The organism is uncultured Campylobacter sp., from assembly GCF_938002845.1.
Lineage (GTDB): Bacteria > Campylobacterota > Campylobacteria > Campylobacterales > Campylobacteraceae > Campylobacter_B.
Map to the genome: position 1 here is coordinate 19,569 of NZ_CALKZP010000034.1, position 22,742 is coordinate 42,310.

Genomic DNA, 22,742 nt, shown 5'->3' on the forward strand with positions numbered 1-22,742 from the left:
CGCCGCGCCTACCTCGCAAAGCCGCCCTTTTTCGGACCGCCCTTGCCGTGGCAGTCTTTGTATTTTTTGCCGCTGCCGCAAGGGCAAGGATCGTTTCGCTTAGGTTTTTTGTCGCCGAACTCATCGGGGCCTTTTAGCTGCGCTTCATTCGTACTTGCGGCGGCGAGCTCTTTGGCGTTTGAGCTCTCCATGCGCTCCTGCATCGCGCGCTGCTCGGCTTCGATCTCCTCCCTAGATTTAAACTGGATCGAATGCAGCAAGCGGATGCTGTCGGATTTGAGGCGCATTACAAGCTCCATAAAAAGGTTGTAGCTCTCCTTTTTATACTCCGTAAGCGGGTCTTTGTGGTTGTAGCCGCGAAGTCCGATACCCGCCTTTAGGATATCCATCTGATACAGATGCTCCCGCCAGTCGCGATCGACGATCTGTAAATAAAGCATCTTTTCGATACTTTTGCGCTGCTGCGGATCGATCGGCGCCATCTTGTTTTCATACGAAACGGCAAGCGCGCCGATGATCTTTTCTTTCAACTCTTTAAAATCATCGACCTTCTCAAGCTCGCTATTTTCGAGCACCTCGCCCGTTTCTTGAGCGATTTTGGCGACGATCGGGAATTTATCGACCTCTTTGATATTTGCGCCGTCGAAAATTTCAAGCTCCTCAAGCACGCTAGAGATGTACTCCTCGCGGTTTTGAATGATTTTATCTTTCAGATCGTAGTCGGGATCCAAAAGCTCATTGCGATATTTATAGATCGTCTTGCGCTGCTCGTTTGCGACGTCGTCGTATTCTAAGATATTTTTACGCGCTTCAAAATGCAGGCTCTCGACCTTTTTCTGCGCGTTCTCTACTGCGCGCGAAACCATGCCTGATTCGATATGCTCGCCATCTTTTAGCCCCAAGCGATCCATGATATTTTTGATTTTGTCGCTACCGAAAATTCTAAGCAGATTGTCCTCCAAGCTTAAGAAAAATCTACTCTCGCCCGGATCGCCCTGACGTCCACTTCGTCCGCGGAGCTGATTATCGATACGGCGACTTTCGTGACGCTCGGTACCTAGAATATATAGCCCGCCTAAAGCGCGCACTTCATCGTCTATGCGGATATCCACGCCGCGTCCCGCCATATTCGTAGCAATCGTCACCGCGCCCTTTACGCCAGCGTCTTTGATGATCTGCGCCTCACGCTCGTGATTTTTGGCATTTAGCACGGAGTGCGCGATGTTTTCTTTAACCAAAAGCTCGTGCAGCTTCTCGCTCTTTTCGATCGACGCCGTACCTACTAGCACGGGCTGACCTTTGGAATTTAGCCGCTTGATCTCATTTATGACGGCGTCAAATTTCTCGCGCTCGGTCTTGTAGATAAGATCGTTTTGATCCTTTCTGATGACCGGCACGTTTGTAGGGATCGAGACCACTTCGAGTTTGTAAATTTGAGAAAATTCCGTTGCTTCTGTCTGTGCCGTACCCGTCATACCAGCGAGTTTTTCGTAAAGGCGGAAGTAGTTTTGAAAGGTAATGTCGGCAAGAGTTTGGCTCTCCTCCTGGATTTGCACGCCCTCTTTAGCTTCAAGAGCCTGATGGAGCCCTTCGCTGAATCTGCGCCCCTCGCTCAGACGTCCCGTAAATTCATCCACGATTATGACCTGTCCGTCGCGCACGACATAGTGCACGTCTTTTTCAAATAGATAATTCGCCTTAAGTGCTTGATCAAGGTAGTGGCTAAGCACGGCATTTTCGAGACTATAGAGGTTATCCACGCCAAAAAGCTTCTCGGCTTTTGAGATTCCTGCCTCTGTAATCAAAACGGCGCGGTTCTTCTCATCTACGGTAAAATCACCCGTCGCCTTGCCTTTCGGATCGGCTGGCGCCTCGCCGCGGATCATTGCGCGCGCTACTTCGTCGGCTTTAATATAACCGTCCAGAGTGCGATTCGTAGGACCTGAGATGATTAGCGGCGTCCTGGCTTCGTCGATTAGGATGCTATCAACTTCATCGACGATTACGAAATGATGCCCACGCTGTACCTTTTCATCCGCGCTAAATTTCATATTATCGCGCAGGTAGTCAAAACCGAACTCGTTGTTTGTGCCGTACGTAATATCGCACGCGTATGCGGCCTTGCGCTTGGCGTCGTCGTATTCTCCGCCTACGATCACACCGGTACTAAGCCCTAAAAATTCATATAGCTCGCCCATCTGCGCGGCATCGCGCTTAGCTAGGTAGTCGTTTACGGTCACGACGTGAACGCCCTTGCCCTCCATCGCATTTAGCACTACTGCCAAGGTCGCTACGAGGGTCTTTCCTTCGCCCGTTTTCATCTCGGCAATCGCGCCGTCGTTTAGCACCAAACCGCCTATTAGCTGAACGTCGAAGTGGCGCATATTTAGCACTCTTTTGCCCGCCTCTCGCACGATAGCAAATACTTCGTTAAGCACGTCATCCGTGCTCTTTTCGCCCGCGCGAACTTGCGCTCTTAACGCTTCAAATTCCGCCTTAAGCGCCGCATCGTCCATCGCCGCGTAGTTTTCTTCAAGCGCACTGATCTGCGCTGCGCGCTTGGCGTATTGCTTGACGATCCTATCGTTTTTAGTGCCGAAAATCCCGTGGATGACCTTTTTAAACATCTCAAACCTTAGTTTTAAAATTTTAACCGCGCATATTAACATATTTTTAGTTTCTATTTAATTAAATCCTAGAAAAACGGCTATAATACGCGCAAATTTTCAAAAATAAAGGCAAAATTTATGAAAAAAACTCTTATTTCTTTAGCGGCAAGCTGCATTTTTGCATTCGCAAGCGGGATAGAATTCAACACTCTGAGCGCAAATTTTTCGCAAACCGTGCAGAGCGACGATGCGAAAATCAGCTACGGCGGCGATTTTAGCGCCACGAAAGAGCACGCCGTGTGGCATTATAAGACCCCTACGATAAAAAATATATTTTTTAGCTTCACAAAGGTCGTCGTAATCGAGCCCGAACTTGAGCAGGCTATCATCACGAATATCAAAGAAACGCCGAATTTAACGGCGATCTTAGCTAACGCGAAACCCAATAAAAAGGGCGTTTATGAGGCGAGCTTCGACGATGTGAAATATCTAATCGAGATGAAGGGTGATCTGCCGAGCAAAATCAGCTACACCGACAAAATGGACAATAAAGTCGTCATTAATCTAAGCAACGTCCGCAAAAACGCGCCGGTAAATGAGGCGATCTTTAAACCCTCGATCCCGAAAAACTACGACATCATCACGCAGTAGGCGCGTGTGAGGCTACTTTTCGTCTGCCACGGCAACATCTGCCGCTCGCCGATGGCGCAGTCCGTGATGCAAAATTTCATTAATCAAAGCGGCCTAAATGCGCGCGTGAGTGTGGATTCTGCGGCGACGCACACCGACGAGATCGGCTCGCCGCCTTACTATGAGACGCAGCGCGTGCTAAAAGAGCAAAAGGTGCCGCTCGTAGCGCATCGCGCCGTGCAGGTCACGCCCGCAGACTACGAGAGCTACGATCTCATACTTTGCATGGACGATGAAAATATGCGCTCGCTGGGGCGAATTTTTCGCGGCAAGGATATGGCTAAGGTAAAATTTCTTTTGGAATTTGCAGGGGGAAATTTTACAGACTGCGATGCGCTAAATTTCAAAGACTCAGCAAAACAAACCGACTTAAATTTAAAAGACGCCGGTTCAAATTTAACCGCCTCCGAATGCCTACAAATCGCCGATCCATACTACACGCGCGATTTTGAGCGCTGCTACGCAGATATCAAACGCGGCTGCGAGGGACTCTTGCGATACATTAAAAATTCAGACGGAATTTGCTAAAATCCGCGATTAAATTTTAGCGTCTTTAAAAAGGCGCGGCTTAAAGTGATGATTCAAGGAAAAATATGTTTAGGCTTTTGATCGTTCCATATCTGATAATTGAGGCATTTACGACCTATTATTTCGTAAGCGCAAACGGCTTCGCGGCGTATGCGGTGGAGATCGTCATAAGCGCGATTTTAGGCGGATACATCGTAGCAAACCGCTCGTGGATGGGCTTTTTTAATCTAATGAAAATCTCGCCGAAAGAAATTTTAAGCGGCGTGGGCTTCGTCGTAGGCGGAGTTTTTCTCATCGCGCCTGGCATTTTCGGCGATATTTTGGGCGTTTGCGTAATCACCGCGTCGTTTTACTGCGTCACCAGCGACGTGCCTAAATTTAACGCTAGCAGCGAAAATTCCGAAAAAAGAGAGCGAAAATTTTGGCGACGCAGCCGCGCAAGCGACGACGTAATCGATGTAGAGGTGATCGAGGAGAACGAAATCGAGATTCGAAAAAGCATAGGAGAGGAAAAATGAAAAATTTGATCATCGCTACTCGCGGCAGCGTGCTTGCGCTGTGGCAGAGCAAACATATCGCATCGCTGCTTAACGCCCACGGCATCCAAGCGCAGCTAAAAAGCATGAAAACCAAAGGCGATAAAATTTTAGATACACCGCTTGCAAAAATCGGCGGCAAGGGGCTTTTCACAAAGGAGCTTGAGGAGAGTATGCTTCGCGACGAAGCACATATCGCCGTGCATAGCCTAAAGGATGTGCCCGTGGAGTTTCCGCAGGGGCTTGTGCTAGCGGCGATCTGCGCGCGCGAGGATGTGCGCGATGCGATGATCAGCGAAAAATACGCTAAATTTAACGAGCTGCCCCGCGGCGCAAAAGTCGGCACTACGAGCCTTCGCCGCAAGATGCAGCTGCTTAGCATGCGACCTGATTTAGAGATAATCTCCTTGCGCGGCAACGTCCAAACCCGCTTGCGAAAGCTCAAAGAGGGGGAATTCGACGCGATCATCTTGGCGATGGCGGGCATCAACCGCCTAAATTTACGCGCCGAAGTGAGACACGTAGCGCCCTTTGAGGTCTCGCAGATGATCCCTGCGATGGGGCAAGGAGCGCTCGGCATCGAAGCGGTGGACGAGCCGCAAATCCTGCGCGCGATAGAATTTTTAAAAGACGAGCGCGCTATCATCGAAACGACCGTGGAGCGAGATTTCATTAGGGTTTTGGAGGGCGGCTGCCAGGTGCCGATCGGCATCAACGCGCGCCTTGAGGGCGAAAATATCCACATCAGCGCGATAGTTGGCCTGCCGGACGGCAGCGAGAGTATCCGTCAAAGCATCGTCGCGCAAAAATCTCAATACCAAAGCGTAGGTACGGAGCTCGCGCGCGCTTTTATTGAAAAGGGCGCAAAGCAGCTCCTCGCGCGCGCCGAAGCAATGACGAGCCTATAAGAAGCTCTAATGCAAAAAGAGCAAATGCCGCTTTTTATAATCAAAGATTATTGGATCAGGATTTATATCGATCTGGGCGTTACTTCGTCCATCGTCATGCTTGTTTTCGAACTCGTCACTAGGGGTATTCACTGGCATTACTGGGTTGGGGTTTGGATTTTAACCTTAATAGGTCTTTTAGGTATAAATAAAAACAAATTTTTAAGCTTCTATCCCGGCAGAATAGAATATAACAAATCCTCCGCAAACCATCAAGAAACGATAGTTACAAAAAAATCTATCGACATGACGCGTATTGATAAGGTAGCGATTTATAAATTCGTAGATTTTGCGGTAGAAGAATTTAGCTATGATAAAAATATTGGGACCTTTAAAAAGCTTATTTTAACGGCTTTTTCGTGGATATTGTATTTGATGGATTTGATATGCTTTGCCGTTTTGCGCCTAAGTGGTAGGATAAAAAGCATAAATTTATATGTCTTAATATTTTTAGACAGCGAAAATGGGGTATTCGCCGGTATCCCACTTGCGATGTTAAGCGATTTTGAACGAAAAAATTTGGAAAAATATTTAAGAGATGAACTCAAACTAAACCTGGAGGATATCGAGGTTAGAGATAGGCTTTTGAATATAAATTTTATGTAACGCCGCTAGCTTACGTGACGATGTGGAATTTTACGTCGATATGAAATTTCTGAGATTTATTTGGCAAGATGCTAGACAGATCTGAAAGCGGCGAAGTAGCATATAAATTCTGGAATTTATACGGCGACAATGCGGAAATTTTATACTGCTTATCGGCGGGTAACTCCGTGGGCTTTTTGCGGGTGCAAGATGAAGCAGACCTGCCGCAAATGAGTCCTAGCGAGTTTATAATGATAGAAAAAATTGCGCCGAATTGGTATCTTTTTAAAACCACATAAAAAGCCCTGCCGCAAGCTGGTTTAAAGCTTCGTGGCAATCTAAATTTAAAAGCGTTACCCGCAGCTTAACCGCACCGCCGATCAAAAATCGCGCGAATTTTAAATTTAAACAGACGATCTGTAAATTCTGCACGCTGTAAATTTTTAAAGAATTTTAAAATTTTTTGAAGTCTAAATTTAAACAAAGCGTCGCCAAAGCACGCCGCGATAAATTTAAACATAGCGCGAAAGAGGCTTAAACATAGCGCTCACAAGCAATACGCTTAAAAACGCCACCCGGCCCAGGCTTAAACTGCGCAAAGTCCACTCCCGTCGCGTCCAAAACCGCCCGCGAATAAAAATAGAGGCTGTAAAATAGCTCATCGTCGTAAAAATGCTCCTCCCAGCGCTCCTCGTCGTCCTCATCGCTCTGCGGCCACAGATATTTTTCCGCAAGCATATCCGAAAAGCTCGCCAGCGGCGCTGCGTGCGAGATCTTATCGGCGTCATCGCAAATCTCAAGCATAAACGCAAAAAATCCGCCGAGCCGAGCCGCGATAAAGCCTGCCGCTTTGTTTTCGCCGTTTGCGTTTTCGTCGTTTCTACTCGCCGCATCGTTTTGCTTTTTATCTGCAGCGGCGTTTTGATTATTTTTATTCGCGTTTTTGCCCGCCACAGCGCGCGCCTGCATAAAGATGCGCGCCAAAAACAGCAGCGCAAAAGGGGTTGCGTGCCAAAGCGTGCTTTGGTGCTCTATCTCGTTAAAAATCTTACTAAGCGCGTCCTGAAGGGCTTTGGCGTCAAATTTCTCCCGCTTGCTCGCATCCGAACTCTTATCCGCTGCGCTCGTTTTAAATTTTATCGCCTCGCTATCCGTACTCTTAAATTCCGCCCCGCCCGTTTTAAATTTCGTCGCCTCGCTATCTGCCTTTTTAAATTTAGACTCACTCTTTTGCGCTAAATTTATGGAATTTTGCGCCGCGCCGTATCTTGCTGCATCCGTAGAATTTTGCCCGCAATCGGACTTGCTTTTTAAATTTTGCTCGTCGCCCGAACTGCGCGCCGCATCACAAGCTTCGATTGCCCGCACGAGTTTCTCAAAAATTTTGGGAAACTCGCTCGCCCTGCCGTAAGCAGTCGTGAGCCTGCTCCACGGCACGTCCTGCACTTTTAAATTTGCGATATATTTCAAATTTTGCTCATTCATCCGCGCTCCTTGCGAATATTTTTAAATTTAAGCTCCGCGAGCTGATAAAATTTGCACTCTCGGTTCAAATTTAGCCTCTTTCGCACGCAAATTTAAACTAAGCCCAGGCGCAAATTCTACCTCGTAAGCTCCCTGCTATGCTCGATTAGATCCTCGATCTGCTCGCGCGACACCGCATCAAGGCAGACGCTGATCCAGTGCTTTTTATTCATATGATAGGCTGTAAAAATTCCTTTTTCGTCACGCAAAATTGCCGCCAAATCGGGCGAAACTTTTAAATTTATCACGTCGCTTGAGCCAGGAAGTGCGCGACCGAGCTTTTCGTTTGCAAGCCCGCGCATCAGAAGTGCAAACCACTTGCGCTTCCCTCCACCGTGACGAAAAACCGCAAAATTAGGATATTCATCCCACAGATATTCGCCGTCCGCGCCATAGCGCTGCTTCATTAGTTTTAGGACGCTGCTGAAGTTCATTCTCGTTCCTTAATATCGATCTTTTCTTTGCGCAATCGCGCCAGCCACTCATCCAGCGTCTTTTCAAAGCCGATTCCCTTACTTTCGTAAAATTTCGCCGCCTCGCTCATATAGGCCTGCTCGACCCAGCCGCCGAAGTCGTGCGGGTATTTGTAGTCCGCTATCTGCTTGTCGGAGTTGATGAGATAGCGCGGCGTAGGCAGCGGCGCAGCGGAGCGGACGAACTTCAAAGCAGCGTTGATGCCCAAATACGCGGCGTTTGACTTGGGGCTGTGCGCCAGATAGATCGCGCATTGCCCCAAGATGATGCGAGCTTCGGGATAGCCGATCTTGCTGACGGCAGCTAGCGTGCTGGCGGCGATATTTAGGGCGTTTGGATTGGCGTTGCCGATGTCCTCGCTAGCTAGGATGACCATCCTGCGCGCGATAAAATCCGCGCTCTCGCCCGCATCTATCAGCCTCGCGACGTAATACAGCGCGGCGTCGGCGTCGCTTCCGCGCAGGCTTTTTATCATCGCGCTTGCGAGCTCGTAATGCAGATCGTCGCTACTAACGCCCGCAGCTACGGCATTTGCACGCAGCGTGCGAAGCGTATCCAGCGTAATGGCGCTGTCTGCCAAAAGCGCAAATTCGAGCAGGTTCAACATACTCCTTGCATCGCCGCTGCTGGAGTTTAGCAGGTATTTTCGCGCCTCCTCGTCCATCTCAAAGCCGATCTCGCCCTGCACCCGCGCCAAAAGTGCTTCCAAATCCTCGTAGCTAAGCGGCTCGAACTCAAAGATCATTGAGCGCGAGCGTATGCCGCTGCTTAGCACGAACTGCGGATTTTCCGTCGTCGCGCCGATGATGATCGCGGCGTAGTTCTCCATCGGGATTAGCAGCACCTCCTGCTGCGTCTTGCTGAGACGGTGGATCTCGTCGATGAAAATGAGCGGCTTAATGAGCGAGCCCGCGTGCGAGGATAGAATTTTGCGGATATCCTCGACCTTCAGGCTCGTCGCGTCAAGCTCGTAAAAATCGTAGTTCAGCTCGCTTGCGATCACGCGCGCCATCGTCGTTTTGCCGCTGCCTGCGGCGCCGAAAAATATGCTGTGCGGGATGCTGCCTGCGGCGACGAATTTTTTAAAAACCGCTACGATCTTGCCCTGCCCCACGATCTGCTCTAGGCTTTTGGGGCGAAATTTCAAGCTCAAACTCATTTTACAACCTTAAAAATTTTGCCTCGATGATAGCGTTTTTATGATTAAATTTTGAAATTTGGCTAAATTTAAAAGGCGGTTTGGATTTTACATACGGCGAGGATTTGAAATTTATGCACGGTGAGAGCTTGGAATTTACGTCGCACGAGCGAGCTTTAAAATTTCAGATTATGATTTTAAAATTTTATGCCGCGTGCGTGCGAGCTGGCAATATAAAATTTTGCTGCGTACGGATCGCGCAGATTTAGCGGACTTAGCGGCTCTAAATTTAATGCCATGCGTTGCGCAGTCGCGCCGCCATACATAGCGCGCCAAAAATCAGCTCGGGCGCGCAAGATAAAATTTTAAAATTTAGCCCTATTTTGGGGCTAAATTTTATCTCGCGACGAGCCGCTAAATTAGCAAATCAATAAACGCAAAATCAGCAAAGCTAAAAAATCGTTTCGCTCCCATAAAATCATCGCGCAACCATCGTAACTATCGCCTCGTCCGCGCAGAAACTATCGTATTAATCTCGCGCCTACGTAACGCGAAAATGTAAAATATAGTCGCGCAATCGTCGCAATAACCCGCGCGATCGCGCAAAACTCATCGCGCCAATTCCGGCGCCAGCGTAAAATTTAATCTCGCAAAGCTGCGCGCCCGCGTAAAATGCGTAAAATTACCGCGCTAACGCCGCACTGGCGTAAAACCGCCGTCTATTTGAAAAGCTCGGTAGAAAGATACCTCTCGCCGGTATCGCAGAGGATCGTAACGATCACTTTGCCCTTGTTCTCGGGCTTGGCGGCGATCTGAGCGGCAGCATAAACGTTCGCACCGCTTGAGATGCCCACGAGCAGGCCCTCTTTTTGTGCCAGCTGTCTAGCTGCAGCGAACGCATCGTCGTTCTCAACGCTCAAAAAGCCGTCGATGACGCTTCTATCAAGATTATCAGGGATAAAATTTGCGCCGATGCCCTGGATTTTATGGCCGCCCGCACTGCCGCACGTAAGAAGCGGTGAGCTAGCAGGCTCTACGCCGTAGGCTTTGAGGTTTGGATTTTTAGATTTTAAAAATTTCGCCGTGCCGCTGAGCGTGCCGCCGGTGCCAAATCCCGCGACTAAAATATCTACCTTACCGCCGCTTTGCTCCCAAATTTCAGGTCCAGTGCTTTGAAAATGCGCTTTTGGATTGCTTGGGTTATCAAACTGGCTCGGAATGAAGCTATTTGGAGTGCTCGCAGCCAGCTCATTTGCCCTATCCACGGCGCCTTTCATTCCGAATTTCGGATCGGTCAGCTCGATTTTAGCGCCGAATGCGGCTATGAGCTTTTGGCGCTCGATACTCATCGAGCTTGGCATCGTTAGGATGAGCTTCATACCGAGCTTTGCTGCGATCATCGCAAGCCCTACGCCCGTGTTTCCGCTGGTAGGCTCTATCAAAACGCTATTTTTATCTATTTTGCCCGAGCTTAGTGCGTCTTTTACGATCTGCCATGCGATGCGATCTTTGACCGAGTGGCTTGGGTTTAAAAATTCCGCCTTGGCTAAGATGAGGGCATTTTTGCCAAATGTATTGATTCTGACTAACGGAGTATTGCCGATGAGCTCCGTAACATCGTTTGCTATTTTCATATTTTTCCTTTAAATGCTGAAATTTAAATACTGGACGCTTCGCGCCATCATCTCCTCGTAGCTGCTTAGAGGCTCGTTAAATATCTCTGCCAGCTTGACGTCAAATTTCTCAAAAAACGCCCGCAGTCCGGGATCGCTCATCTGAATGCTAGTCATCCGCAGATCCTTCTCAAGAGCGGTAAAAATTTCACCGAAAGAAATCTCGCTAGCATCTCTGGCTAGGTGATAACCGCCGTTTTTACCTTTGATGCTACACACTAGCTTTTCGTTTCTAAGGGTATTTAGAATTTGCTCCAAATAATTCTTAGAAACTCCCGTACGCTCGGCGATCTCTTTTATACTTATCGGCGCTACTTCGCTAGCTTTGGCGATCTGCAAAATCGCAGCCAGCCCATAAACGCCCTTTGTGCTTAAAAGTGCCATTATTTCAGTGCCTCGCTAAGATCAGAAATCAAATCGTTCGTATCCTCTATACCCACGCTTAGGCGGATTAGGCTCGCAGGCACGCCAGCGCGGTTTAGCTGCTCCTCGTTTAGCTGCGAATGCGTCGTGCTCGCAGGATGAGTGATGATCGACTTCGTATCGCCGATATTTGCTACGACAGAGAAAATTTTAACCTTGCTAACCGCCTTTAGCGCTGTTTCTTCGCTATCTACGATGAAACTCATCAGACTGCTTGCATAGCCGTCTTTAAATTTCGCTTTGATCGCGGCATTAAACGGCGAGCTTGCAAGCCCCGGATAATTGACCTGCTTTACCTTCGGATGATTTTGCAAAAATTCTGCTATCTTTAATGCGTTTTGCGAGTGTTTTTGCATGCGAAGCGGCAGTGTTTCAAGTCCCTGGATGAGCTGAAACGCGTTAAACGGCGATAGCGTCGCACCGATGTCGCGAAGCAAGGACAAACGAATCCTAAGCGTATAAATATCAAAATTATCTACTAAATCCGCATAAACTAAGCCGTGATAGCTCTCATCAGGCTCGTTGAAATGTGCGTAACGCGGATTGCCTTTGAGTTTGGAATTTAACCCCTTGCCCGAAACGATCGCGCCTGCGATGCTAAGACCTTGTCCGCTTATATATTTGCTAGCGCTGTGGATTACGACATCGGCGCCGTCATCAAGCGGATTGTAAAGCGCAGGGCTTGGGATCGTGTTATCCGCAATCGTTACTACGCCGTGCTTATTTGCAATTATAGCGATTTTAGCAGTATTTGCAACTGAAATTTGAGGATTTGAAAGCGTCTCAAAAAAGATCGCTCTAGTCTTATCGTCGATTAAACCTTCCAAATTATCTGCAGTTTCGGAGTCAAAAACCCTAGCTTCGATGCCGAAACGCCTGATCGTGTGCGCTAAAAGCGTAGTTGCGCCGCCGTAAATTTTCTCGGCAATGATGATATTTTCGCCCGCTGCGGCTAAATTTGCCACTGCAAAAAATATCGCTGCCTGCCCGCTAGAGACCGCGATTGCGGCTTTACCGTTTTCCAGCGCCGCAAGTCGCGCCTCAAAAACATCAGTAGTAGGATTTGTCAAACGCCCATAAATCGGCCCTAAATCACGCAGCGCGAAGCGATCGGCAGCCTTTTTGCTAGAACCGAAGTTAAACGCGGTGCTTTGATAAATGGGAACTGCCATCGTGCCGTAGCCGGCGACGGAGTCGTAACCAAAATGAGTTGCGAGGGTTTCTTTTTGCATTTTCGTCCTTTGTAAAAAATTTGGCGAATAATAGCTAAATTTTAAAATAAAGTCAAGTATTTTTATATGATTTTAAAATGCCTATAATACAGGATTTATAGAAAAAATGTTATTAAAATATAGTTTTATAATATGCGTAATTTTGCCAAAATTTCGAATTTTGCTATAATGCGCGCTTTAATTAAGGAAAAATCATGCAAATCAAAGAAAAAGATGAGCGCGTTAAATATATCCGCGCGTTAGAACGCTTCGTAAAATCCGCCGTAGCACTGCTAAAGCGCGAGGATTTCGACGCAGAGCTTTTTGCGAAGCGAATAGCTAAAAACTATGAAATTTTATCTAAAGCGGCCGCCGTAAATTTAGATAGTCCCTACACTAAGGCGCTTGAGAGCTTTGCTAAAAACGTCCTTGATGCTAGCGAGGCAGGACAGATCAGCGATGCCGCGTTTAGATCGGCGCTACAGCATGAAGCAAACGCCTTGCAAAAGCTCAAAAACAATAAGAGTTACAAAAAAGACAAGCACAAAATCGATTTTTTAAAGGATTATTAGATGAAAACCGTGATTTTTGATATGGATGGCACGCTGCTCGACTCTTCGCACGCGATCGAAATCAGCGTCAATAACACTCGCCGCGAGCTCTACGGACTAGCGCCGCTACAAAAGAATTTCATCGTCCACACCATCAACGATCCGAGCAAAAACGCCTTTTTGGAATTTTACGGCAAAACCGAAGCGAGCGCCGAAGAGCTTGCGTTTTTTGAAAAAGAATTCGTAAGCAATTACCGCGATCTTGCCGTGCTTTACGAAGGTATCGAAGATCTTTTGCACTCATGCAAAAAAGCAGGATTTTTCCTCGCAGTCGCCTCCAATGCACCTTCCTATACCCTAAGCGCGATCTTAGAAAAAACGGGCGTGCGCAGGCTATTTGATCTGGTCGTAGGCGCGGACGAGCAGATGCCCTCAAAGCCCAACCCTGCGATGCTGCTACACGTAATCGCGCGCTCACCGCACAAAAACGCGATTTTTTTAGGTGATAGCAAAAAAGATGAGCTAGCCGCACTCCGCGGCGCAGAATTCTTACAAAATTTAGAATTTCAAGGTGGCAATGACGGCGAGAGCTTAAATGCTAGCCGTGGCACTAATAGAAAGAATTTCAGCGCTAGCAGCGGAAGCTTAAGCTCTTGCGGCGAAAATCTTAACGCAGATGAAAAATTCCGCCCTAACGACTCGGACGCTGGCGAGGCGGCAACCCTAAGCTTTAAAGGCGCCAGAATTTCCGCAAAAGCAGAAGCGACAAAGGAGGCACAAGCTGCTGCAGCGCGATGCTTTCAGGCAAACTTGGCAGATCTAAGAAGCGCAAAACTTGAGTATTTGCAGGTATGCTGGGGGTTTGGCGAGCCTAGCGAACTAAGTCGCAATGCCCTAAGCATCACGCAAGCGCGCGAAATCATCGGCGGAATTTAAAGTAGCCTAGCTTTTGGGGCATAGCTAAATTAAAAGTAGTATCGCAGCAAGGAAAATCACGCTTAACTCTTAAAACGGAGCGAATTCCATCTTCGCGGGCAACGCAAGCGAAATTAAAATTTAAAAATAATTCTTGCGCGAAAAATTCCGCTAGCACGAGAAACTGGGATTTCATTTGCGCGAGTGGAATTTAAAATTTTAAAAGTAGCTTTTGTAGTGCGCGATTTTATCTGCGCGAAAAATGAAATTCTATCTGTAAAAGGTGGCGAAATTTTAAAATTTAAAGACACCCTCTCGCAGCTTAATTTAAAATTTGCCTCGAAAGCCAGACTTAAAATTTAATGCCAAACGCGATTTTAGCATTCTACCGCATCCATGAAATTTCAAATTCTCGCAAAGCGGCGGCATTTTAAAATTTTAAGAAGCCTGATGCGTGTTGCGTGCGCGAGTAAATTTTGTGCAAGTAAATTTTATCCACCATGCAGAAATCAAAATTTTACCGCACAAGCAAAGCGAAAATCCTCTCCGCCTGCGCGAAATCCAAGAATTTTAGCGCTCAAACAAAGCGGAATTCTATCCACTCACGCGAAATCCAAAATTTCACTCGCGCCATAGAAGTTTAAAATTTCCGCAAAAATCAAGCTGCTTATATGTAAATTTAAAATTCCGCCTATCTGAAAAGCTTCGCGTTTAATCCGCCACGCAACCAATATTAAATTTTTAAATTCCGCTCGCTCTGCCTATCTCGCAAACAAGTAAAATTTTAAAATTTATATATTCAAAGCCCAAAATCCCGCGCTTAAGCTTAAAATTTACCGCACGCAAGCGCAAAATCTGCGCAATCGCTTCTGTTTAAAAACCCCGATAGTTTGCCGCGTCCTAACCTAAATTAAATTTTACATTTGCTATAATCGCGAAATTTTAAGGAAGGTAAATGGATATTTTTGAAGGCAGCCCAAGAGAGAAATTTTTTGAAATTTTATCCGCTGCAAGCCCTACTTTGGTGCAAAACGAAATCGAAGAAGCTCTAATCCGCCTAATCGCCTGTGAGCGGCTCTGCGAAGCGCGCGGCATTAGCGAGCGCGAGATCGAAAGCTTCATCGCGCAGCAGGATCTACAAGACGAGCTAAACGACAAATTTTTGCAAATGAGCGGAAATATCCTAAGCAATAACGAATAATGCAAGATCAAATCGATTTAATTATGAAAAGCTTCATCGCAGACTGCGGATATGAGCCGGCTAGCGAGATGTTTGATAGGCTAAGCCCCGGCAAAAAACTGCGCTCCAAGCTGCTGCTAAACATCGCGCAAAAGGATGAAAAATCACTGCGTTTGTGCGCGATCATCGAGCTCATTCAAGCCGCGAGCCTGCTGCACGACGACGTCATCGACGAAAGCTCGGTGCGCCGCGGCAAACCCTCGATCAACGCCACTTACGGCTCCAAAAACGCCGTGATGCTGGGCGATATACTCTATTCCAAGGCATACTTCGAGCTTTCTAAATTTGAAAACCACATCGCCGCCGCGCTTTCGCTCGCCGTCACGAAGCTTGCTGTGGGCGAGCTAATGGACGTGAGCTTAAGCGACGATTTCAACGACGATGCGAGCAAATATCTGCAGATGATCTATCTAAAAACCTCCGCTTTGATCGAAGAAGTCGCGCGCTGCGGGGCGTTTCTGAAATTCGGCGGCGCAGAAAATCGCGGCGAAATTTCAGATATGAGCGGCGCAAAAAACGAGGGTGAAATTCCAAGCGCCGCGAAAGATCATGATAAAATTTCAAGCGCGAGCGCAAAATTCGGCGAATACGGCAAAAATTTAGGGCTTGCCTTTCAGATTATCGACGATATTTTAGACGTGACGCAAAGCTCAGAAGCGCTCGGTAAGCCGAGCCTGAGCGATTTTGCGGAGGGCAAAACCACCCTGCCCTACATCTATTTATATGAAAATTTAGATGATTCGGAACGTCAAAAGCTAAAATCATTTTTTAAAAAGCAGCTTTGCCAGAGCGAAATTTCATGGATCAAGGCGAAGCTTAGCGAGCACGGCATCATCGAGCGCTGTATAAACGAAGCTCGCGCCTACGGGCAAAAGGCGCTTGAAGCCGTGGCGGAATTTAAAAACGACAAGCTGGAGCAAATCGTGCGAGATATGATAGATAGGGAGTTTTGATGGCGTATATGAGCGTGAGCTTCACCCACAAAAACACGGACATCACGGTGCGCGAGAAGCTGTCGTTTTCAAACGACGTGCGCAAGAAAGAAATTTTGCGCCTTTTAGCTTCAAATTCTGCAATAGAGGAGTGTTTGGTGCTTAGCACCTGCAACCGAGTAGAAATTTTTACCGTCGTAAGCGACTTTGATGAAGCGCAAAAGTTCGTGCTTTTGGTACTTTCGCGCGTAAGCGGCGTGAGCTACGACGAGCTAGCCGAGCGCGCCGATATTTACGAAGATTACGGCGCGATACACCACCTTTTCGCCGTCGCAGCCTCTCTTGACAGCCTCGTAGTGGGCGAAACGCAGATCGTAGGCCAGCTCAAAGACGCCTATAAATTCGCGATGCAAAACGCTCGCGCCGGCGCGCAGATCGCAAGAGCGATAGATGAAGCGCTAAAGTGCGCGGCGCGCATACGCAATCAAACCGAAATTTCAAAAAATCCGATCTCGGTCTCAAGCGTCGCCGTGGCGATGGCAAAGGAAAAGTTAGGCTCCTTGCAGGGCGCGGACGCCGTGGTAGTGGGCGCGGGAGAGATGAGCGAGCTAGCGTGCAAACACCTGCTCGCAAACGGCGCGAATATCACGATCTTGAACCGAAATTTAGCCGGTGCGCGAAGGCTAGCCGCCTCGCTACTTGGCGAGAATTCCTTGGATGCGAAAAATTGCGCGGATGAAAATCCCGGCACAGGAAAAAATTCAGACGGCTTAAATTCCGGAAATGTCACGAATTTCGCGGGCGAAAATCCCGCACAAAAACAAAATTCCAAAGACGGCGTAAATTTTAATAAAAAGATTTTCACAGACGGCAATGAATCTCACATAGCAGGCGAAAATTCCAAAGGCGATAAAAATTCTGCCCCCTTCGCGAATTCCTCCGCGCAGGCACAATCCCGCATTAAAATCGATAGTCTTGATAATCTCAAAAAATATCTAAACGTAAATAGCCTATTTTTCAGCGCTACGGGCTCGCAGGAGCCGATCATTACCGATAGCTTGCTAGAGCCCAAAAGCTTTAAGCGATATTTTTTCGATATAGCTGTGCCGCGCGACGTGGAGCTTAGCCAGAGTGAGGATGTCGAGGTTTACAGCGTCGATGATCTGGAGGAGATCGTAAAGAAAAATTTGCTGCTTCGCGAGGAGCAGGCGCAGATCGCTTACTCCATCGTGGCAAAATGCACGAATGAGTTTTTCAAATGGCTCAAGGCGGCGGCATCCACGCCGATCATCAAGGCTTTGCGCCAAAGCGCGAAACAAGTAGCCGAGCTAGAACTAGCCAAGGCGCTTAAAAAGGGCTATCTAAAGCACAGCGATGCAGAGGAGGCGCGCAAGTTAATTCATCAGGTTTTTAAAGCGTTTCTGCACGCTCCGACGGTAAATTTAAAAAATCTTGGCGAAGCGGACGATGAGGGCGGCGCGGTAAACGCGCTGGTCGAAATTTTTGAACTGCAAGAAAACTACGAAAAATTTTTAAATCAAGAAAACGAGAAAAAGGACAGACAGAATGAAATTTAGCAAGCTTTTCGCTCCGAGCCTAAAAGAGGCTCCCAGAGACGCGGTACTACCTAGCCACGCGCTTTTGATCCGCGCGGGATTTATCGAGCAGCTGGGCAGCGGGCTTTATAATTTTTTGCCGCTAGGAAAGATAGTGCTGGAGCGGATCTGCGCCGTCATCAGGCAGGAGATGAACGCTGCGGGCGCGCAGGAGGTCTCTTTTAGCGTCGTGACGTCCGCGGATGCGTGGAAAAAAAGCGGTCGCTACGCCAAATACGGTAAGGAGCTGCTGCGTTTCAAAGACCGCAAGGATAACGACTTCGTGCTAAGCCCTACCAACGAGGAGGCGGCGGTTTTGATGGTAGCGGATAAGATCACGAGCTACAAGCAGCTGCCGCTAAATATCTATCAGATCAATACGAAATTCCGCGACGAGGCGCGCCCTCGCTTCGGGCTTCTGCGCGGACGCGAATTTATAATGAAAGATGGCTATAGCTTCCACGCAGATGCTGCGGATATGAAGCGTGAGTTTGAGGTGATGAGGCAGGCGTACTCGCGGATCTTTACGCGGCTTGGGTTAAATTTTCGCGCAGTCGATGCGGACAGCGGCGCGATCGGCGGCAGCGGCAGCAAGGAGTTTATGGTGCTGGCGGATAACGGCGAGGACGATATCGTCGTGTGCAAGCGCTGCGAGTATGCCGCAAACATCGAGGCTGCGCGCCGTGCTCCCAAAACCACGAACGCCGCCGCGCCCGAAACCGACGGTATGATGAAATTTAAAACCCCCGCGATGAAAACGATCGACGCGGTGGCGGAATTTTTCAAAGTGGATAAATTCTACACTATCAAAGCGGTGATCAAAAAAGCGCTATACGAGGATCGCAGCGAGATCGTAGCGTTTTTTATCCGCGGCTGCGACGAGCTGCAAGAGACCAAGGCGCAAAACGCCTGCGCCGCGCTTGAGCTAGTCGATGCCAGCGAGGAGGAGATCGCGCGAGCGGGCTTTACGGCGGGCTTTTGCGGACCTTTTGGGCTCGGCGAGGGAGCGAAATTTTACATCGACGCCGAGCTAAAAGGAGCGCGCGAGATGATCGCGGGCGCAAATGAGCCGGATTACCACTACGTGGGCGCTAGCGTGATAAATTTTAACGAATCACGCTTCGCGGATCTCGCCGCCGTAGGCGAAGGCGATGCATGTCCGTGCTGCGGCGGCGAGCTTGGCATCACAAAAGGCATCGAGGTGGGCCATATCTTTCAGCTCGGCACGCGATATTCCGAGCCGATGGGAGCGCGATTTTTGGATGCAAACGGCAAGGCTCGTGCGTTTTACATGGGCTGCTACGGCATCGGCGCAAGCCGCCTAATCGCCGTGGCGATCGAAAGCAGTCACGACGAGCGAGGCTGCGTGTGGCCGCGCGAGCTGGCGCCTTTCGAACTTGAGATCATCATCTCAAATCACAAAGACGCGGCGGCAGTAGAATTTGCCGAGAAACTATACGAGCAGTGCCGCGCGCGCGGAGTGCGCGTGCTACTTGATGATCGCGCGGAGCGTTTCGGCGTGAAGATGAACGACTTCGAACTGATGGGCTTTCCGTACGCAGTGCTCGTGGGCAAGGCCCTAGCTGAGGGAAGCGTCGAGTTCATCACCCGTGCAGGCCTAAAGCGGCAGAGCGTAAGCGCGGATGAAATTTTAAAATTTATCGAGAAAAAATTAGCCGAGAAAAATTAGTAAGCGCGTGAAATTTAGCCCTAAATTTGGGCTAAATTTTGCCACCATATTTTGAAATTTGCAAGCTGATTTTGCTACGCGGCACGGCGTGAATTTTATAAATTTACCGCGCATGACGTCGAAGTAAAACTTAGGCGCAACGATAAAATTTACGCTTAAGCTGCACTGCCATTTCACTACAGCTAAATTTTAAAGTATGAGTTTGCGACTAAGATTACATCGACAGCCAAAAACCGCCGCCCAAAAGCGAGTAAATTTAAAGCACCAACTTGACCGCGCAAGTAAAAAGCGCGTTTCAACAACTTCCCGCAAGAGTTGCCAAAACAAAATTCCGTGATAAAATCCCGATCTCTGCCCGCCCTTTTACTAAAACGATTTTTAAAAAGCGAAATTTAAGCAGCGTTTTCGCTCCTTTGATTTCGCTCTTTAAATTTAAGATTTAAATTTCGCGGCGTAACTGGCGCATAAATTTAATCAGCGCGCAAAAGCCGATCAGAAATTTTACCAGGTCAAAATTTTGCCTAAATTTATTCGGCGACGACCGAGTTTAAATTTTATTCGTAGGTTTTTCGTAGTAGCCCCATTTGGCGCGGTATTTTCTCCTCGCTATCCGAGTCAAAACGATCTGAATGACAAAAGCGCAAGCGAACCGCTGCCCCATTTCAAATATGTGATTCTATAGGAATCGGATATGGTATCGTAATAAAACCTGGTTGCAAAAGTATAATCGTATTTTAAAACAATTTGCCCGTCTTTAAGGGCGATCTGCCGTGCAAGGTCGGTATCGCCCCCGATCCTTTGGTACCAAATTTTTACGTCCTTGTCGTATATCGCGGCCTTGTATCCGTCTATCTGCGTACCGTAAACATCTAAAGAAAAACGCCCTGCTTAAGCGCGCTATCCACTAAATTTAACCTATAGTAACTAGCCCCTCTGCTCTTATTCGTTTGCACATATATGACGCGCCCTCTATGGTCTGCAAATCCTCTGGGCTAGACGGTAGCACCGCGGTGTAGGACATATACAGCGCCGCACCCGCGCCAAGGATAAAAAACAGCAGCACGCATCTTAAAAGCATATTCATCTGATTAAAGCTAGCGATCTTTTTTTCATCGTATTTTGTATCAAAAAACATCAAACCTCTTTTAGTTAAATTTTATCTCGGCACTTCATCCTGGCGCGCCGTAGTGGCAGAAAAGCGGAGCTACGTCGCTATAAGCTATCGCGATCTTTAAATCCGCATTTTTTCAGCTAATACGGCTCGGTTTTTCCGTCGCCGCGCGCAATACAAGGTACTGCTTCTGCCAAAATCCAGCTTGTATTTTCATTCGACGAAGCGTAAATTTAAAAGCTAAATTTAAAAAGCGCGCGAAAGAAAAATATTTCTCTTTTTAAATTCCGCTAAAATTTTATCCAAAATGCGGCAAGCTCGTAGCTGCGAGGCTCGCCCAACCCGCTGAAGCTTTCAAACGCAAGCATAACGCCGCTGCTTAAGCTTAGCTCCAAACCCTCATCCGTTGCGCGCTCGCGATACTCGATCCGCTCACGATTTAAAGCGCTTTTTACGGCCGCAAGATCGATAGGAGCAGGGCAGCCCGATAATATCCAAGGCTCGATTTCGATTTGCCCCGCCCTTGCGCCGCCTAAATCAAGAGGCTCGCTTCTGAAATGATCCGAAAAAATCATAAAAATTTCATCCCGAAAAAAGTGAAACTCAAAGGCGCCGTATCTTAAAATTTCAGCCCCCGCGCTCTTAAAGCTCGCATCCGCAGGGCCCAACATCGCGATGGTCTGCGCGCAACTCAATCCTCTTCTTACGTCAGTAAACTCGCCCCAGCGAAAAAATTTAAGCATATCGATTTTTAGCATTTCACCCCTTTGGCGGCGTTTGAAAGATACTGCGCGCAAGCAAAGCCTAATAAAATTTAGCGTCCGCGGCCGCAAAAAAACGGGCGGGCGCAATCAAAAGTGCGCGGGCGCGTCTTATAAATTTTACTCGCTATACGCGCCAAATTCTAATACTGCGCTCGCAATATGAGCGAATACGGATGCCAGTGCCGTCGTTACAAACCCTAGCTTTCAGCTTTATATCGCACCGCTACCTGCGAAGCGACAAACCGCGCAGATCCGATGTTTACCGATTAAAATTTCACAAGCGCCGTAATATCCGGTTTAAGAAGCGATCTTATAAATCCGCTTTAGCTCATCTGGCGCTGTATTGCGAGTAGATAAACTCGTTTGAGGCCGTCAAGGCTAGCCGAAAATCCTTTTTAGATGCGCTTCGTAATCTCTCATAAAACGCTCCACATCAGGGTTTTTAACGACGTCGTTGCACATAAAAGTAGGCAGCCTTTTCGTGCCTAAAAATTCATTTGCCTTATGAAAATGCAAATAAACGCCGTCCACGCCCATGCCCTCGAAAAAATCGCCTGGCTTCTCAAACGCCTGAAGCGGCGCATTCCAAGTAACGCTTAGCATGTGCGATTTGCCCTTTATCAGCCCGCCGGTGCCGTATCCGTCGTTTGGATTTGCGCTGTGTCGCCCGTCGTTTGCCACTATCTTGCCCATACCGCTCATAAACACCTCGTCTACGTATTTTTTGACGAACCAAGGCTCGCCCATTCACCACGCGGGCATCTGCCAGATTACGGCGTCCATCCATAGAAATTTCTCCACCTCGCCCTCTAAGTCGTAGCCCTCATGTATCGTAGTTTCGCGCGTTTCGTGCCCTAGGGCTTGTAGCGTCTTTTTGGCTAGCTCGTGCAAGGTTTTACTTAGCTTGCCGCCATTGCCGTTAAACGGCGCTCCGCCGTTAATCAGTAATATTTTCATTTTGATCCTTTTGATTAAATTTATTCGTTAGTGACTCACCGCGCCTAAGTTCAAATTCCACCTCGCAGCCCTATGCGCAAATGTAAGCGTAAATTTTACGAAGCGTTTAATTACTAAATTTTACTTTCACGCCGCAGTTTACCGCCCTAAAATTTCAAATTTATCCCCGTGCACCGCGATCGCTTCGGCATTATTTATCGGTGCCAAATTTAGCTTACTGCCGTAAATTTTTAAAATTTCGGCCGCGCTTTGCACGAAAGGCTCCTCGCCGTAGTGCGGCACGGGGTAAAATTTCACCAGATCAAGCCCAGTTTGCGCCGCGGCTCCGTAGTCGCCCGCATCGTCCATCACGCTCGCGTACTCCACGCTGGGAGCCGCGATCATCGCGCCCGCCGACTCGCCCACATAGATGAGCTCGCCACTTCGGACGCGATCTGCGATGAGGGTTGCTAGACCCTTCTTTTTAAGCTCGCGCAAAAGATAAAATGTGTTGCCGCCGCTTACGTAAAGCACCTGCGCCGCGCCGATCTTTGCCTTCGCTTCGGCCTCGCTCACTTTTGAAACATCTAAAATTTGAACCTCAAAGCCCATTTTGACAAACGCCTCTTTCGCCTCGTCCACGTAGTCTCGGTACTCCTCTACGTTTGCC

Annotated in this window: 23 protein-coding genes and 1 pseudogene; 13 read left to right on the plus strand and 11 right to left on the minus strand. The window is 48.2% G+C overall.

Annotation, left to right across the window (positions count from 1 at the left end; translation table 11 throughout):
* Positions 1 to 8 precede the first annotated feature (8 nt).
* Positions 9 to 2,627 (minus strand): preprotein translocase subunit SecA, encoded by a 2,619-nt coding sequence (secA, locus tag Q0224_RS04730; protein ID WP_297949496.1) that lies wholly within the window; start codon positions 2,625 to 2,627, stop codon positions 9 to 11.
* Between the two features lie 120 nt (positions 2,628 to 2,747).
* Here secA and lolA point away from each other — a divergent pair, with 120 nt between their 5' ends.
* From lolA to Q0224_RS04760, 6 genes are all read left to right on the plus strand, one after another.
* Positions 2,748 to 3,260, plus strand: coding sequence for a LolA-like outer membrane lipoprotein chaperone (gene lolA, locus Q0224_RS04735; protein ID WP_297949497.1), 513 nt, complete (start codon positions 2,748 to 2,750; stop codon positions 3,258 to 3,260).
* Between the two features lie 6 nt (positions 3,261 to 3,266).
* A complete protein-coding gene (locus tag Q0224_RS04740) occupies positions 3,267 to 3,827 on the plus strand; it encodes a low molecular weight protein-tyrosine-phosphatase (RefSeq protein ID WP_297949498.1) in 561 nt (186 codons plus the stop codon).
* Positions 3,828 to 3,892: 65 nt separating this feature from the next.
* The gene (locus Q0224_RS04745; RefSeq protein WP_297949499.1) at positions 3,893 to 4,345 is read left to right on the plus strand and encodes an FxsA family protein; all 453 of its coding nucleotides are present in this window, start codon (positions 3,893 to 3,895) and stop codon (positions 4,343 to 4,345) included.
* Positions 4,342 to 5,271 (plus strand): hydroxymethylbilane synthase, encoded by a 930-nt coding sequence (gene hemC / locus Q0224_RS04750; RefSeq protein WP_297949500.1) that lies wholly within the window; start codon positions 4,342 to 4,344, stop codon positions 5,269 to 5,271. Before Q0224_RS04745 ends, hemC begins: the two co-directional genes overlap by 4 nt.
* Before the next feature lie 9 nt (positions 5,272 to 5,280).
* A complete protein-coding gene (locus Q0224_RS04755) occupies positions 5,281 to 5,916 on the plus strand; it encodes a hypothetical protein (RefSeq protein ID WP_297949501.1) in 636 nt (211 codons plus the stop codon).
* Between the two features lie 68 nt (positions 5,917 to 5,984).
* Entirely contained in the window at positions 5,985 to 6,194 is a 210-nt protein-coding gene (locus Q0224_RS04760) for a hypothetical protein (protein ID WP_297949502.1), read from the plus strand.
* A 235-nt stretch (positions 6,195 to 6,429) separates the two neighbouring features.
* Here the strand turns inward: Q0224_RS04760 and Q0224_RS04765 are convergent, their stop codons facing one another.
* From Q0224_RS04765 to Q0224_RS04775, 3 genes are all read right to left on the minus strand, one after another.
* On the minus strand, positions 6,430 to 7,380 hold the full coding sequence (locus Q0224_RS04765) for a hypothetical protein (RefSeq protein WP_297949503.1): 951 nt from the start codon (positions 7,378 to 7,380) through the stop codon (positions 6,430 to 6,432).
* Between the two features lie 116 nt (positions 7,381 to 7,496).
* A complete protein-coding gene (locus Q0224_RS04770; RefSeq protein WP_297949504.1) occupies positions 7,497 to 7,853 on the minus strand; it encodes an MmcQ/YjbR family DNA-binding protein in 357 nt (118 codons plus the stop codon).
* Positions 7,850 to 9,052, minus strand: a complete 1,203-nt coding sequence (locus Q0224_RS04775; RefSeq protein WP_297949505.1) for a replication-associated recombination protein A — start codon at positions 9,050 to 9,052, stop codon at positions 7,850 to 7,852. Before Q0224_RS04775 ends, Q0224_RS04770 begins: the two co-directional genes overlap by 4 nt.
* Before the next feature lie 80 nt (positions 9,053 to 9,132).
* Between Q0224_RS04775 and Q0224_RS04780 the strand changes: the two genes are divergently transcribed.
* Positions 9,133 to 9,300, plus strand: coding sequence for a hypothetical protein (locus Q0224_RS04780; RefSeq protein WP_297949506.1), 168 nt, complete (start codon positions 9,133 to 9,135; stop codon positions 9,298 to 9,300).
* Between the two features lie 450 nt (positions 9,301 to 9,750).
* On the opposite strand, the gene cysK is transcribed toward Q0224_RS04780, so the two are convergent.
* Genes cysK through Q0224_RS04795 form a run of 3 tightly spaced genes read right to left on the minus strand, consistent with a single transcriptional unit; the run spans position 9,751 to position 12,359 of the window.
* Positions 9,751 to 10,665: a cysteine synthase A gene (gene cysK / locus Q0224_RS04785; RefSeq protein ID WP_295151870.1), complete on the minus strand. Its 915-nt coding sequence runs from the start codon at positions 10,663 to 10,665 to the stop codon at positions 9,751 to 9,753.
* 9 nt (positions 10,666 to 10,674) lie between these two features.
* Positions 10,675 to 11,088, minus strand: a complete 414-nt coding sequence (locus Q0224_RS04790) for an Rrf2 family transcriptional regulator (protein WP_005870604.1) — start codon at positions 11,086 to 11,088, stop codon at positions 10,675 to 10,677.
* Positions 11,088 to 12,359: an aminotransferase class I/II-fold pyridoxal phosphate-dependent enzyme gene (locus Q0224_RS04795; protein ID WP_297949507.1), complete on the minus strand. Its 1,272-nt coding sequence runs from the start codon at positions 12,357 to 12,359 to the stop codon at positions 11,088 to 11,090. The genes Q0224_RS04790 and Q0224_RS04795 overlap by 1 nt, the downstream gene beginning before the upstream one ends.
* A 191-nt stretch (positions 12,360 to 12,550) precedes the next feature.
* On the opposite strand from Q0224_RS04795, the gene Q0224_RS04800 reads away from it, so the two are divergent.
* The 6 genes from Q0224_RS04800 (at position 12,551) to Q0224_RS04825 (ending at position 19,261) form a co-directional block, all read left to right on the plus strand.
* Positions 12,551 to 12,910, plus strand: a complete 360-nt coding sequence (locus Q0224_RS04800; protein WP_297882019.1) for a hypothetical protein — start codon at positions 12,551 to 12,553, stop codon at positions 12,908 to 12,910.
* Positions 12,911 to 13,825, plus strand: coding sequence for an HAD family hydrolase (locus tag Q0224_RS04805; protein ID WP_297949508.1), 915 nt, complete (start codon positions 12,911 to 12,913; stop codon positions 13,823 to 13,825).
* 934 nt (positions 13,826 to 14,759) lie between these two features.
* Positions 14,760 to 15,005 carry a DUF2018 family protein gene (locus Q0224_RS04810; RefSeq protein ID WP_177387432.1) on the plus strand — a complete coding sequence of 82 codons (246 nt, stop codon included), beginning with the start codon at positions 14,760 to 14,762 and terminating at the stop codon, positions 15,003 to 15,005.
* The gene (locus tag Q0224_RS04815) at positions 15,005 to 15,997 is read left to right on the plus strand and encodes a polyprenyl synthetase family protein (RefSeq protein WP_297949509.1); all 993 of its coding nucleotides are present in this window, start codon (positions 15,005 to 15,007) and stop codon (positions 15,995 to 15,997) included. The genes Q0224_RS04810 and Q0224_RS04815 overlap by 1 nt, the downstream gene beginning before the upstream one ends.
* Positions 15,997 to 17,553, plus strand: a complete 1,557-nt coding sequence (gene hemA, locus Q0224_RS04820; protein WP_297949510.1) for a glutamyl-tRNA reductase — start codon at positions 15,997 to 15,999, stop codon at positions 17,551 to 17,553. The genes Q0224_RS04815 and hemA overlap by 1 nt, the downstream gene beginning before the upstream one ends.
* The gene (locus Q0224_RS04825) at positions 17,543 to 19,261 is read left to right on the plus strand and encodes a proline--tRNA ligase (RefSeq protein ID WP_297949511.1); all 1,719 of its coding nucleotides are present in this window, start codon (positions 17,543 to 17,545) and stop codon (positions 19,259 to 19,261) included. Before hemA ends, Q0224_RS04825 begins: the two co-directional genes overlap by 11 nt.
* A 910-nt stretch (positions 19,262 to 20,171) precedes the next feature.
* Here Q0224_RS04825 and Q0224_RS04830 read toward each other — a convergent pair.
* The 4 genes and pseudogenes from Q0224_RS04830 to Q0224_RS04845 all read right to left on the minus strand — a co-directional run.
* Positions 20,172 to 20,396, minus strand: coding sequence for a hypothetical protein (locus Q0224_RS04830; protein ID WP_297949512.1), 225 nt, complete (start codon positions 20,394 to 20,396; stop codon positions 20,172 to 20,174).
* 266 nt (positions 20,397 to 20,662) lie between these two features.
* Positions 20,663 to 21,130, minus strand: a complete 468-nt coding sequence (locus Q0224_RS04835) for a hypothetical protein (protein WP_297949514.1) — start codon at positions 21,128 to 21,130, stop codon at positions 20,663 to 20,665.
* A gap of 384 nt (positions 21,131 to 21,514) precedes the next feature.
* Positions 21,515 to 22,093 (minus strand): annotated as a pseudogene (locus Q0224_RS04840) (NAD(P)H-dependent oxidoreductase).
* A 138-nt stretch (positions 22,094 to 22,231) separates the two neighbouring features.
* On the minus strand, positions 22,232 to 22,742 hold a 511-nt coding region (locus Q0224_RS04845), incomplete at its 5' end, for a Type 1 glutamine amidotransferase-like domain-containing protein (RefSeq protein WP_297949516.1).

Bases quoted from the DNA above. Each gene is read 5' to 3' on its own strand.
- secA (WP_297949496.1), bottom strand. From the start codon at position 2,627: ATGTTTAAAAAGGTCATCCACGGGATTTTCGGCACTAAAAACGATAGG.
- lolA (WP_297949497.1), top strand. From the start codon at position 2,748: ATGAAAAAAACTCTTATTTCTTTAGCGGCAAGCTGCATTTTTGCATTC.
- Q0224_RS04745 (WP_297949499.1), top strand. From the start codon at position 3,893: ATGTTTAGGCTTTTGATCGTTCCATATCTGATAATTGAGGCATTTACG.
- hemC (WP_297949500.1), top strand. From the start codon at position 4,342: ATGAAAAATTTGATCATCGCTACTCGCGGCAGCGTGCTTGCGCTGTGG.
- Q0224_RS04755 (WP_297949501.1), top strand. From the start codon at position 5,281: ATGCAAAAAGAGCAAATGCCGCTTTTTATAATCAAAGATTATTGGATC.
- Q0224_RS04760 (WP_297949502.1), top strand. From the start codon at position 5,985: ATGCTAGACAGATCTGAAAGCGGCGAAGTAGCATATAAATTCTGGAAT.
- Q0224_RS04765 (WP_297949503.1), bottom strand. From the start codon at position 7,380: ATGAATGAGCAAAATTTGAAATATATCGCAAATTTAAAAGTGCAGGAC.
- Q0224_RS04770 (WP_297949504.1), bottom strand. From the start codon at position 7,853: ATGAACTTCAGCAGCGTCCTAAAACTAATGAAGCAGCGCTATGGCGCG.
- Q0224_RS04775 (WP_297949505.1), bottom strand. From the start codon at position 9,052: ATGAGTTTGAGCTTGAAATTTCGCCCCAAAAGCCTAGAGCAGATCGTG.
- cysK (WP_295151870.1), bottom strand. From the start codon at position 10,665: ATGAAAATAGCAAACGATGTTACGGAGCTCATCGGCAATACTCCGTTA.
- Q0224_RS04790 (WP_005870604.1), bottom strand. From the start codon at position 11,088: ATGGCACTTTTAAGCACAAAGGGCGTTTATGGGCTGGCTGCGATTTTG.
- Q0224_RS04795 (WP_297949507.1), bottom strand. From the start codon at position 12,359: ATGCAAAAAGAAACCCTCGCAACTCATTTTGGTTACGACTCCGTCGCC.
- Q0224_RS04805 (WP_297949508.1), top strand. From the start codon at position 12,911: ATGAAAACCGTGATTTTTGATATGGATGGCACGCTGCTCGACTCTTCG.
- Q0224_RS04810 (WP_177387432.1), top strand. From the start codon at position 14,760: ATGGATATTTTTGAAGGCAGCCCAAGAGAGAAATTTTTTGAAATTTTA.
- Q0224_RS04815 (WP_297949509.1), top strand. From the start codon at position 15,005: ATGCAAGATCAAATCGATTTAATTATGAAAAGCTTCATCGCAGACTGC.
- hemA (WP_297949510.1), top strand. From the start codon at position 15,997: ATGGCGTATATGAGCGTGAGCTTCACCCACAAAAACACGGACATCACG.
- Q0224_RS04825 (WP_297949511.1), top strand. From the start codon at position 17,543: ATGAAATTTAGCAAGCTTTTCGCTCCGAGCCTAAAAGAGGCTCCCAGA.
- Q0224_RS04830 (WP_297949512.1), bottom strand. From the start codon at position 20,396: ATGTTTTTTGATACAAAATACGATGAAAAAAAGATCGCTAGCTTTAAT.
- Q0224_RS04835 (WP_297949514.1), bottom strand. From the start codon at position 21,130: ATGCTAAAAATCGATATGCTTAAATTTTTTCGCTGGGGCGAGTTTACT.